This is a genomic window from Aminivibrio sp., from assembly GCF_016756745.1.
In the GTDB taxonomy this organism is placed as follows: domain Bacteria; phylum Synergistota; class Synergistia; order Synergistales; family Aminobacteriaceae; genus Aminivibrio.
In genome coordinates this window covers 1-10820 of record NZ_JAESIH010000046.1, presented here as the reverse complement: position 1 = coordinate 10820, position 10820 = coordinate 1, and the positions used below count along the sequence as shown (strand labels likewise).

Below are 10820 nucleotides of genomic sequence, written 5' to 3'. Positions count from 1 at the left end.
ATCGAATGTTTCGAACATCCTGGACAAAGGCTGCTTGTCGGCGAGATTTTGGAGAAGCAACGGAAAATCTACGAGGCTATGGATGTCCAACCTCCAGCCTCGTTATGAGTAGGCGGGAATCCAGGTTTAAAAGGTTTTTTCCGGGCCCGAAAAACAAAGAGGGATGTCCTGTTCCTCCAGAACGATCCCTCTTTGCTTATTGATGAAAGGCTTTCAGGCGTCCGGGCCGCCAAGCTCCGCAGCGATGTCGTCCGCCAGGATCGCGGCTGCGGGCGGAAGCCTGTAGAGTGAATGATTTGCGGGGAGAACCGGAGGAAAGGCTCTCCCCTTTTTCTATTTTTCCGCCGGGAGGAAATGGAGGCCTTCCGGTATCAGCGTGAGCTCCGCCGCGGCCCCCGGAGCGAGGGGGTTCCGTTCAAAGGGGTTGGGGATGTGCACCGTGACCGGTTCCGTGCCTGGGAGGTCCACTTCGTACTCCATGACGCTCCCGAGGTAGGTCGACCTGATGACCGTCCCATCGAGGTGTCCTGTTCCGCTCCCGGCGGGAGAGAGCCGGACGCCCTCCGGGCGGACCATGATGTCGTATTTTCCCGGGATCAGGGATTCTCCCGCTTCGGGATTCCACGGCCTGCCGAGAAGGGTCCATCCTGCCGCCGCCTTTTCCCCGGGCAGGAAGGCCGCCTTGCCGATGAAGGAGGCCACGAAGCGGTTCGCCGGCTTCGAGTACAGCTCCCGGGGGGCTCCCGTCTGCTCGATTTTCCCCCGGTTCATCACCACCACCCTGTCGGAGATGCTCATGGCCTCGATCTGGTCGTGGGTGACGTAGATGCTCGTGATTCCCAGCCGCTGCTGGAGCTTCCGGATGTCGATCCGCATCTGCTCCCGGAGCTTGGCGTCCAGGTTTGACAGGGGCTCGTCGAAGAGGAGCAGGGAAGGTTCCATCACCACCGCCCTGGCAAGGGCGACCCGCTGCTGCTGCCCTCCCGAGAGCTGGCTCGGCTGCCGTGCCTCCATGCCCCCCAGCCCCACCAGGTCCACCACGTTCTCCGTCCGTTCGCGGATTTCCCTGTCCGTCAGCTTCCTGAGCCGAAGGCCGAAGGCGATGTTGTCCCTCACGTTCAGGTGGGGGAAGATGGCATAGGACTGGAAGACCATGGCGGCGTTCCTCCTGTTGGGAGGGACGTCGTTCATCCGCTGTTCGCCGAAGAAGATGTCCCCCGAGGTGGGGTCCTCGAACCCGGCGATCATCCGGAGCAGGGTGGTCTTGCCGCACCCCGACGGCCCGAGCAGGGTGACGAGCTCTCCGTCGTCCACCTCCAGGGAGACGGAATCCACGGCGCGGAAGAGGCCTCCCGGATCGTCGAAGCTGCCGAAATCCTTGACGAGAGAGTCGATGCGAAGTTTCACGGGATTATTCCTCCTGTATCTGGATTGCCGCCATGCCCCCGGTCCGGCCGGGGACGAGGCGCGCGATGACGGCCATGGCGGCTACGACGATGACCACGAGGATCACGCTGAAGGCGGCGGCGACGCCGAGCCTTCCGGAGCCCACCTGGTTGAGGATCTGCACGGTGAGCAGGTTCCAGTTGGCCGACACCAGGAAAATGGCGGCGCTGATGGCGGTCATGGCCCGGACGAAGGCGAAGACCAGGCCCGAGAAGAAGGCCGGTGCGATGATGGGCAGGGTGACCTTGCGGAAGGTGGTGATCCTGTCCGCTCCCAGGTTCTGGGCCGCCTCCTCTATGGAGGGGTCGATCTGCCGGAGCACGGCGATGCCGGACTGGATTCCCACCGGGATGTACCGGAAGACGAAGTTCAGCACCAGGATCGCCAGGGTCCCCATGAGCATCAGGGGCGGGCGGTTGAAGGCGAGGATGTAGCCGATGCCGATCACCGTTCCCGGCACGGCGAAGTTGAGGATGGAGGTGAACTCCATAAGCCCTTTGCCGGGGAAGGATGTGCGGACCACCAGGAAGGCGATGAGCATTCCCAGGAAGCCCGAAAGGGGTGTGGACCAGAGGGCCACGATGAGGGTGTCCCTGATGGTCCCGAGGCCGACGCCGAAGGCGTATGAAAAATGCTCGAGGGTGGGGGAGAAATCATACCCCCAGACCCTGGTGAAGGCCCCGAGGAAGATGGTGCCGTAGAAGAGGAGGACGAAGCCGGAGAACAGGGCCGCGAACGTGACGAGCCCGCGCCGGGCCCCCCGGCTGACCAGCTTCGACGACGAGGCGGTGGGCTTTCCCGTCACGGTGGTGTACTGCCTCTTCTGCAGGTAGTACCTCTGGATGGCGAAGGACGTGATGGACGGGATGAGGAGCACCACGGCGAGGGCGGCCCCCAGGGGAAGGTTGAAGGAGCCCGTGATCTCCAGGTAGGCTTGGGTGGAGAGCATGGGGAACCGGCTTCCCGCGAGCACCAGGGGGTTGCCGAAGTCCGCCAGGGATTCGATGAGCACCACGAGGAAGGCGCTGGCGATGCCGGGAAGGCTGAGGGGCAGGGTCACCCTGAGGAAGGTCTGCATCCTGCCGGCCCCCACGTTCATGGCGGCATCCTCCAGGGTGGGGTTCAGCGATTCGAGCACGCCCTTCAGGGTGAGGTAGGCCACGGGGGCGAAGGTGAAGATCTGGGAGAGGAGTACTCCCTTGAAGCCGTAGATGTTGTAGTTCCGTATGCCCAGCAGTCCCCGGGTGATGAGGCCGTTGGCGCCAAAGAGCATGAGGATGGAGAGGGCGCTCGTAAAGGGCGGGGAGATGATGGGCAGGATGAAGACCAGGTGGAGGGCTTTCTTCCACCGGATGGACGTCCGGGTGATGGTGAAGGCCGCCGCATAGCCCACGGCCACGCTGGCCGCCGCCGTGGCGAAGCCCACGGAGAGGCTGTTCCATAAAGACGAGCGGAGATATCTGAATGTAAGAAAACGGGTGTAGTTTCCGAACGTAAAGGTCCCTTCGTCGGTCTGGAGGCTCTTCACGAGCACCGACAGCAGGGGATAGGCCACGAAGAGGGCCAGGGAGAGAAAGAGAAGTACCACCAGAAACGCGAGAAGAGGGTCCCGGGCAAGGAGCCGGATCTCCCTCCGTCCTTTTGCGAATGTGCCCATGGCGCCTCCTGAACGGCGGGGGGAAGGCCGGCGCCTCCCCCCCGGAAATCTGTCTGCCGGATGGTTCTACTGTCCGAGGACCTCGGTCACCCAGCGGTCGATGATGCGCTTTTTCTCCTGGGCCGCCCTGATGCGGTCGTAATCGATGAGCTTGATCTCCGAAAGGGCGGGAAGCCCCTCTCCTGCGGAGACGTCGGCCCTCACGGGGAAGAAGTAGGTCTTCTTCGCGCTCAGCACCTTCTGGGCCTCCGCAGACACGATCCAGTCGGCCAGGGCCTTGGCGGAGTCGAGGTTTTTCGCTCCCTTGAGGATGGACATGGCGGCGGCCTCGAATCCCACGCCCTCGGCGGGGAAGATGACGGAGGCGGGGAAGCCCTCGTCAACGAGTTTCAGGAAGGCCGGCGTGAACTGGATGGCGATCTGGGTCTCCCCGATGGCCAGGTTCTTGCTCGGCCCGGTGCCGCTCTGGGTGTAGGTCTGGATGTTGGGGTTGAGGGCCTTCATGTACTTGAAGGCTTCGTCCTCGCCGTAGGTCTCGATGAGGGTCATGATCATGGCGTAGGCCGTGCCCGAGGACTGGGGGGAGGGCATCTGGATCATGCCCTTGTATGCCGGGTCGAGAAGGTCCTTCCAGGATGCCGGCACGGGCTTGCCGTCCTTCTTCAGCTCCTCTGCCAGGACGCCGAAACCGAGGGGGTTCATGTAAAAGGCGACCCAGTAGCCCTCGGGATCCTTGAAGCCGGCAGCCAGATCCGCCGCCGCTGCGGGGAGGTACGGCTGGGTCAGACCCCGGTCCTTCGCCACGATATGGTTTTCGCTGGGGGCGCCGAACCACACGTCCGCCCGGGGGTTCGCCTTCTCCGCCTCGATGCGGCTCATGGCCGGGCCTGATGAGAGGAAGACCATGTTCACCTTTATGCCCGAGACCTTCGAGAATTCGTCGAGGATGTTCTTCGCGTTTTCCTCGTCCACGCTGGAATAGACCACCAGCTCCTTCGCCGCGGCCGCCCCGGCGAGAAGCGACAGGACGAGAAGCGCCCCCGCAAGAACGGTCAACAGTCTGCCGTGTTTCTTCATTTCCGGAATCCCTCCCTGGAATGAGTCTGTGGAGCATAGGAATTATTGTAACACATTTCGGTCTCCCGCTATTTCTTGGGAAATGATACACTTGTTCCATAACTTTTCGACAAGGAGGAGGATCCATGACGACGAATCCCACACAGGGCGCCGGGCCTTCCGTCGGAAGGCCGGTACCGAGAGCGGACGGACCTTCCAAGGTTTCCGGCGAGCTGGCATATACGGGAGACCTGCTCTTTCCCGGCATGCTCCATGCAGTCCTTCTTCCATCCCCCCACGCTTCTGCGCGGATTGTGTCCATGGACCTCGAGGAGGCGAAGCAGTGTCCCGGTGTCCGGGCGGTGGTGAGGGGGGAGGACTTCCCGATCCTCTTCGGCCTCTACCTTGGAGACAAGTCTCCCCTGGCCAGGGGAACGGTGCGCCATTTCGGGGAACCGGTGGCGGCGGTGGTGGCAGACAGCGAGCGGGAGGCACTGTTCGCCGCCGGAAAAATCCGGGTGGAGTACGAACCTCTCCCGGCGGTTCTCTCCCCCCGGGAAGCTCTGAAGGATGGGGCCCCGGTGCTTCACCCGGAAATGGGGAAGTACTCCCATATTCCCGACATTCTTCCGGAACCGGGCACCAACGTGGCCAACCGGACGAAAATCCGGAAAGGGGATCCGTCCGCCGCCTTCGCCGCAGCGGCAGTGAGGGCGGAAGTGTCCGTTTCCTTCCCCCCCGGCGACCACGCCGCCATGGAGCCCCGGTGCGCCGTGGCGTCCATCCGGGCCGACGGCAGGCATCTGGTCTATTCTTCCACCCAGGCTCCCTTCGTGGTGCGGAATCTTCTCGGCATATTCCTCGGCATCCCCCAGGGGAAGATCACCGTCATCGCCCCGCCCTGCGGGGGAGGCTTCGGGGGCAAGGCCGGCATCCAGCTCGAAGGACTCGCCGTGCTCCTTTCCCGGGCCGTGGGCGGTCGGCCCGTCCGGCTGGCCAACACCAGGGAGCTGGACATGACCGCTTCTCCGGGGCACATCGGCCTGGAGGCCACGGTGAAGATAGCCGCAGACCGGGAGGGAAACCTTCTCGCCATGGATCTGCACTACCTCTTCAACAGCGGCGCCTTTGCCGACTACGCGGTGAACGTGAGCCGGGCGGCCGCCATCGCCTGTACCGGCCCCTACCGTGTGGAGAACGTGACCTGCGATTCCCTCTGCGTCTACACCAACTCCCCCTTTGCCACGGCCTTCAGGGGATTCGGCCACATCGAGCTCTGCTTCGCGGTGGAGCGGGCCATGGACGCCCTGGCTGCGGCAGGCGGGTTCGATCCCGTGGAGCTGCGGATCCGCAACGCCATCAGGCCGGGAGACAGGAGTCCCACGGGCAGCGTCATGGACTCGAGTACCGGGGACCTTCCGGGGTGCATCCGGAAGGCGGCGGAGATGATCCGGTGGGATGAGGGAGCCTCGGGAACCCTCCCGTCGGGGAACGTCACGGGCAAGGGGATCGGTGCCTTCTGGAAGGCTCCCGCCATGCCCCCGAACACCGACGCGGGGGCCATCCTCACTTTCAACGAGGACGGCTCCATGAACCTCTCGGTGGGCGTCGCCGAGATCGGGCAGGCGGCCCATACCGCCATCGCCCAGATGGTGGCCGACAGGTTCGGCGTATCTCCGGACATGGTCCATGTCCACACGGAGGTGGACACGTCCCGATCTCCCCATGACTGGGCCACCGCCGCGAGCCGGTCGGTCTTCATGGCGGGGAACGCCGCCCTCGAGGCGGCGGACATGGCCATCGACAGAATCCGGCGCACGGCGTCCATCGTTCTGCGGTGCAGCCCAGGTGATCTCGAGGTCGGGGGAGGCCGGGTCTATCACGGAGGCGATCCTGAAAGAGGGCTTCCCCTCTCCGCCGTGGTGCTCGGGTACACCTACCCGGGGGGCAATTCGGTGGAGGGACAGGTGTTCGGCGTGGGACGGTACATCGCTTCCGGACTGTCCTCCATCGATCCCGCCACGGGCGGCGGAAACCCCGCCCTGGAGTGGACCCTTGGGGCCGAGGCGGTGGAGGTGGAGGGGAATCCCCGGGACGGTTCCTACCGGGTGGTCCGGGCTGTCTGCGCCATGGACGTGGGACGGGTGATCAACCCGGACCTCGCCCGGGGGCAGGCCGTGGGGGCCATGGAGATGGCCCTCGGTTTCTCCTGCTCCGAGGGATTCCGGTTCTCTTCCTCCGGCAGGGTGCTCAACGGTTCCCTGCGGCACTACAAGATCCCCCGGTACGGCGAGGATCCGGAGTACGATGTATGCTTTCTGGAAACACCCCAGCACGGGGGGCCCCTGGGCATGAGGGGCATGGGAGAGCAGGGGGTCCTCGGAATTCCGGGCGCAGTGGCCGGAGCCCTGTCCAGGGCCTTCGGCACGGAATTCCGCTCTCTGCCGGTTACGGCGGAGGCTATCTGGAAGGCTCTCAGAAAAAAGGAGGAAAACCGATGATCGCCCGGGATTTCGACTACATACTTCCCGAAAGCCTGGAGGAGGCCAGGGACGCCTGGAGAGAGGAAAAACAAGCCGGAAAGAACCCGGCGTATTACGGGGGGGGGACGGAGATCGTCGCCCTTGCCCGAAGCGGCGCGTTCTCCCCGGACTGCGTCATCGACCTCAAGGGCGTTCCGGAGTGCCGTGCCCTGGGGTGTTTCGGGGGGCGACTCGTCTTCGGCGCGGCCTGTTCTCTCACCGATGCGGTTGAGCGGGGCGGGTTCCCCCTGCTGTCCGCCGTGGCCCGGACCGTGGCGGACAAGACGGTCCGGAACCGCCTCAGCCTCGGCGGGAATGTCTGCGGCGCCCTTCCCTACAGGGAGGCGGTCCTGCCCTTCCTGTGCGCCGCCGGGGTCGCCCTGGTCTTCGGTTCGGAGGGACTCCGGGAGGAGGCTCTTGAAACTGCCTTCGACAGGCGGCTGAAGCTCGGCGAAGGAGAATTCCTCGTGGCCCTCGTCGTGGATGAGCGCTTCGCATCCCTTCCCTTTGCCTCGTCCCGGAAAGTCCGGGGCGGGAGGGTGGATTACCCCCTCTGCTCCGGAGCGGCGGTGCGGGATGGTGAGACGGTGGACATCGCCCTCTCCGGGGTGTTCGACTATCCCGTCGCCCTATCCGCGGCGGCGGTCACGCCCCCGGAGAAGGTCGCGGAAAGTCTTCCCCACAGGGTCAGGGAAGACGCTCTGGCCGGGGCCGGGTACAGGAAGGCCCTTCTCGTACAGGTTCTCGAGGATATACTTCTCTCCCTGGAGGTGCTCCCCTCATGAAGCGGCTGTCCGGCATCACGGAACTGAACCTCCTGGTGAACGGTGAGCGGCGGGCTGTGGCGGCCAGGCCCTCGGACACCCTTCTCCGGGTGCTCCGGGAAGAGCTCGGCCTCACCGGGGCCAAGGCCGGGTGCGAAAACGGAGACTGCGGGGCCTGCACGGTCCTGCTCGACGGCCTTCCCGTGAAGTCCTGCCTTCTGCTGGCCGTGGAGGCGGAAGGGCACAGGATCACCACCGCCGAGGGGCTGAAGGATACCCCGGTACAAAAAGCGTTCCTGGAGTTCAACGGGTTCCAGTGCGGCTACTGCACTTCGGGGTTTCTGCTCAACGCCCATTCCCTTATAGCCGCCCGCCCGGAAGCAAACAATGAAACGGACCGGGAACGGCTTTAGTCCAACCTCTGCCGGTGCGCCGGCTGCGAAGGCATCCGGAAGGCCCTGCCGGATGCAGTGCCCTGACTGCGGAGAAAGGCGGCTAGGGCATGGAGGGCCGTTCCCGGGCAAGACTTCCGTTGATATGGCAGCCCAGGGTGATGCCGAGGCGATGGTGGGGGTTGTTCAGGTCTACCTTCAGCAATGCCTCGATCTCCCTGAGGTAATTTCTTACGGTATTGTAATGGAGATGGAGCCCCTCGGCGCAGGATTTCGCGTTGAAATCCCGGGACACGAGCATAGATGCCAGTTCCTTCAGGGGCAGGCTCCTCCGGGCCTGGGAGGGATCCTTTTCCAGGGGTTCCCAAAATCTCTTCCAGACGTCCCGTGCCTCGGGCAGCTTCGACATGCTCTGCAGGAGGCCGAACAGGGAGAGTTCCTCATAGAAGTAGACTCCCGGGGGGAGGGAAAAATCCCGGAGAAGGGAGAAGGTTCTCCGGGCCTCATGGTAGGACCGGGAGATTTCCATGAGATCGCCGGCGGGAGAACCGAAAGAGAAGTGGAACCCCAGGGCCGCTCCTTCCTGCTGGAGGGAGTTCTTCATGCTCTCGATGTCGGAAGAGGGGATGAGGGTGACCCAGGTGTTGCCGAGCCGGTAGCTCAGCCCCGACGGGGATGTCCAGCGGGGCGAGGAGAGCCCGTCGGCGGTGGAGACGATGAGCACCGACGCCGGAAGGGAGAGGGGAATTCCCAGCTCCCCAAGATTGATGCGGATCATGGAGGGATCGCAGTACAGTCCAAAGCAGAGTCCCTCGAGAAACCGCTCCTTCTTCATCACTTTTTTGCTCGACACGATGGCGATTTCGAGAGCCGACGCCCTCAGCATGGTCAGGGCTCTCAGCACCATCCGCTCCTGCCGGGCCGACGGAAAAAGTTCGCCCGGGGAGAGGACCACGAAGATGGAGATGGGGGTGTCGAGCCGAAGCCGATAGGCGGCGAACCGTTGAACCTGCCCGCTGTTCCTGACCTCCACGCAGGAATGGATCTGCCCCCTTTTAGGAAGGGCCGTCTCCTGCACCACCGGCAGGTCCAGGCATTTCTGGACTGCTTCTCCGCCGAGGATGGAACCGTCGGCGAGAAAGAGGTTGTTGAGATCGAGCTGGGGGGCCTGCACCAGGAGATCCCGCCGAAGGTTCTGGGCGAAGTCGGACATGAGTTTCCGGAAGTCGAGGCTCTCCTCCCAGAAGGCGCTGAGGTCGTCGGGCCGGTCTCTGTTCCGCTCCTGGATCAAGTGGGTGTGGATCACGTCGATGATGTCCGTCCAGCGATAGTGCATGGGCACTTCGAGGATGGGAAGCTGCAGGGAGTCCGCCTCGGCGGTCATGCTCTCCGGTAGTTTGTGGTGGAAGCGATCGAGCTTGAAGCCCACCGCGGCTATGCCCTTCCTGTTCATCCTGCTTATGAGGGGAGTGAGCTGCTCGGGATCATCCCTGAAGACAAAACCGCTTCCCACGAGGAACTCGCCGCCGCGCATCCAGTTGTCGGCGTCGGGCGCCTCAAGCACGGAAACGGCGCTGATCTCCCGGCTGAGTCCACTGCCGCCGGCAAGAATCTGGAAGTCCGGAAACAGGTGTTTTTTGAGAAGGTCGGCAACGATCATGTCGAATGTACCTCTTTTTTTGTGTGCATCCCCATTCCGACCGGTGTCACGGAGTGTCGGAAAGGAAGAGCATTTATGTTACATAATGACATTGTAATTCTTTTGACCCAAACATATTATATGATAAAATAAACTGTGTGTAAAACATGAATTTGTGCATTTTGCAGGCTTTTTTCGGCACGAGGGAATCCCTTCCCGGTCCGCGCGAAGGTTGGATAGTGATGCTATTCGGAGAGAGTCGTGTGCGCCCGTCAAATTGTCACAGAGTAACATCCTGCGGGGGCGGATGTAGTGTGTGGAGAGCCGGCCGCAACACGTTGCGCCGCAGCTGCGAATTGGAGGTGTATTCCCTATGAAGCCGTTGGAAGGACTTGTTGTGCTGGATATGACCCGCGTGCTGGCCGGCCCCTTTGCCGCCATGATGTTTGCCGACCTGGGCGCGGAAGTGATCAAGATCGAACGTCCCGATGGAGGGGACGATACCCGTGCGTACCCCCCCTTCCAGAAGGGGGAGAGTGCCTATTTCATGAGCCTCAACCGGGGCAAGAAGAGCGTCACGCTGAATCTGAAACACGAAAAAGGCAAGGAAATCCTCAAGTCCCTCGCCAGGAAGAGCGACATTCTCATTGAGAACTTCAAGCCCGGGACGATGGACAAGCTCGGCCTCGGCTACGAGGACCTCAGGAAGGTAAATCCCCGGCTCATCTACGCCGCAAGCTCGGGCTTCGGCCAGACGGGGCCCTACAGCTCCCGTCCCGCCTATGACCTCATCATCCAGGGTATGGGCGGCATGATGAGCGTCACCGGACCGGACGAGCACACCCCCACGAAAGTCGGCAGCTCCGTGGCGGATATTTTCGCCGGTCTGTTCACCGTCATCGGCGTCCTTTCCGCCGTGAACGCCCGGAACCGGACCGGCAGGGGGCAGCTCGTCGATGTGGCCATGCTCGACTGCATGGTGGCCGTCCTCGAAAACGCCGTCTCCAGGTACCTGGTCAGCGGCGAGATCCCGCGCCCCATCGGCAACCGTCATCCCTCCATATCCCCTTTCACCACCCTCGCGACGTCCGACGGCGCAATGAACATCGCCGTGGGGAACGACGAAATCTGGAAGAGAATGTGCGCCGTGCTCGGCATGGAAGAGTACGTGAACGATCCCCGCTTTGTCGACAACCCCGCCAGAGTGGAGAATTTTCACGCCCTGAAGGAAATACTCGAGGAGAGGACCATGAAGAATACTTCGGAGCACTGGCTTGCCGAGTTTGAAAAGGCGCATGTCCCGAGCGGGCCCATCAACGACATAGCCCACGTGGTCAACGACCC

Annotated in this window: 8 protein-coding genes; 4 read left to right on the top strand and 4 right to left on the bottom strand. The window is 63.1% G+C overall.

The features are described 5' to 3' along the window. Positions 1–333: 333 nt before the first annotated feature. The 3 genes from JMJ95_RS06805 to JMJ95_RS06795 all read right to left on the bottom strand — a co-directional run bounded on the left by JMJ95_RS06805 (position 334) and on the right by JMJ95_RS06795 (position 4180). Positions 334–1407, bottom strand: a complete 1074-nt coding sequence (locus JMJ95_RS06805) for an ABC transporter ATP-binding protein (RefSeq protein ID WP_133959142.1) — start codon at positions 1405–1407, stop codon at positions 334–336. Positions 1408–1411: 4 nt separating this feature from the next. Then, entirely contained in the window at positions 1412–3103 is a 1692-nt protein-coding gene (locus JMJ95_RS06800) for an iron ABC transporter permease (protein ID WP_290683909.1), read from the bottom strand. Between the two features lie 66 nt (positions 3104–3169). Next, positions 3170–4180, bottom strand: coding sequence for an ABC transporter substrate-binding protein (locus JMJ95_RS06795; RefSeq protein WP_290683907.1), 1011 nt, complete (start codon positions 4178–4180; stop codon positions 3170–3172). Positions 4181–4305: 125 nt separating this feature from the next. Between JMJ95_RS06795 and JMJ95_RS06790 the strand changes: the two genes are divergently transcribed. Genes JMJ95_RS06790 through JMJ95_RS06780 form a run of 3 tightly spaced genes read left to right on the top strand, consistent with a single transcriptional unit; the run spans position 4306 to position 7858 of the window. Continuing rightward, positions 4306–6660, top strand: coding sequence for a xanthine dehydrogenase family protein molybdopterin-binding subunit (locus JMJ95_RS06790; RefSeq protein WP_290683905.1), 2355 nt, complete (start codon positions 4306–4308; stop codon positions 6658–6660). Then, complete coding sequence (locus JMJ95_RS06785; protein ID WP_290683903.1) at positions 6657–7466, top strand: FAD binding domain-containing protein; 810 nt, start codon at positions 6657–6659, stop codon at positions 7464–7466. The genes JMJ95_RS06790 and JMJ95_RS06785 overlap by 4 nt, the downstream gene beginning before the upstream one ends. Then, complete coding sequence (locus JMJ95_RS06780; protein WP_290683901.1) at positions 7463–7858, top strand: (2Fe-2S)-binding protein; 396 nt, start codon at positions 7463–7465, stop codon at positions 7856–7858. The genes JMJ95_RS06785 and JMJ95_RS06780 overlap by 4 nt, the downstream gene beginning before the upstream one ends. An 82-nt stretch (positions 7859–7940) precedes the next feature. Here JMJ95_RS06780 and JMJ95_RS06775 read toward each other — a convergent pair whose 3' ends face one another. Continuing rightward, complete coding sequence (locus tag JMJ95_RS06775) at positions 7941–9497, bottom strand: PucR family transcriptional regulator ligand-binding domain-containing protein (protein ID WP_290683899.1); 1557 nt, start codon at positions 9495–9497, stop codon at positions 7941–7943. A gap of 352 nt (positions 9498–9849) precedes the next feature. Between JMJ95_RS06775 and JMJ95_RS06770 the strand changes: the two genes are divergently transcribed. Beyond that, a partial coding sequence (locus JMJ95_RS06770; protein WP_290683897.1) for a CoA transferase occupies positions 9850–10820 on the top strand: 971 nt, incomplete at its 3' end.

Bases quoted from the DNA above. Each gene is read 5' to 3' on its own strand.
- JMJ95_RS06800 (WP_290683909.1), bottom strand. From the start codon at position 3,103: ATGGGCACATTCGCAAAAGGACGGAGGGAGATCCGGCTCCTTGCCCGG.
- JMJ95_RS06795 (WP_290683907.1), bottom strand. From the start codon at position 4,180: ATGAAGAAACACGGCAGACTGTTGACCGTTCTTGCGGGGGCGCTTCTC.
- JMJ95_RS06790 (WP_290683905.1), top strand. From the start codon at position 4,306: ATGACGACGAATCCCACACAGGGCGCCGGGCCTTCCGTCGGAAGGCCG.
- JMJ95_RS06785 (WP_290683903.1), top strand. From the start codon at position 6,657: ATGATCGCCCGGGATTTCGACTACATACTTCCCGAAAGCCTGGAGGAG.
- JMJ95_RS06780 (WP_290683901.1), top strand. From the start codon at position 7,463: ATGAAGCGGCTGTCCGGCATCACGGAACTGAACCTCCTGGTGAACGGT.
- JMJ95_RS06775 (WP_290683899.1), bottom strand. From the start codon at position 9,497: ATGATCGTTGCCGACCTTCTCAAAAAACACCTGTTTCCGGACTTCCAG.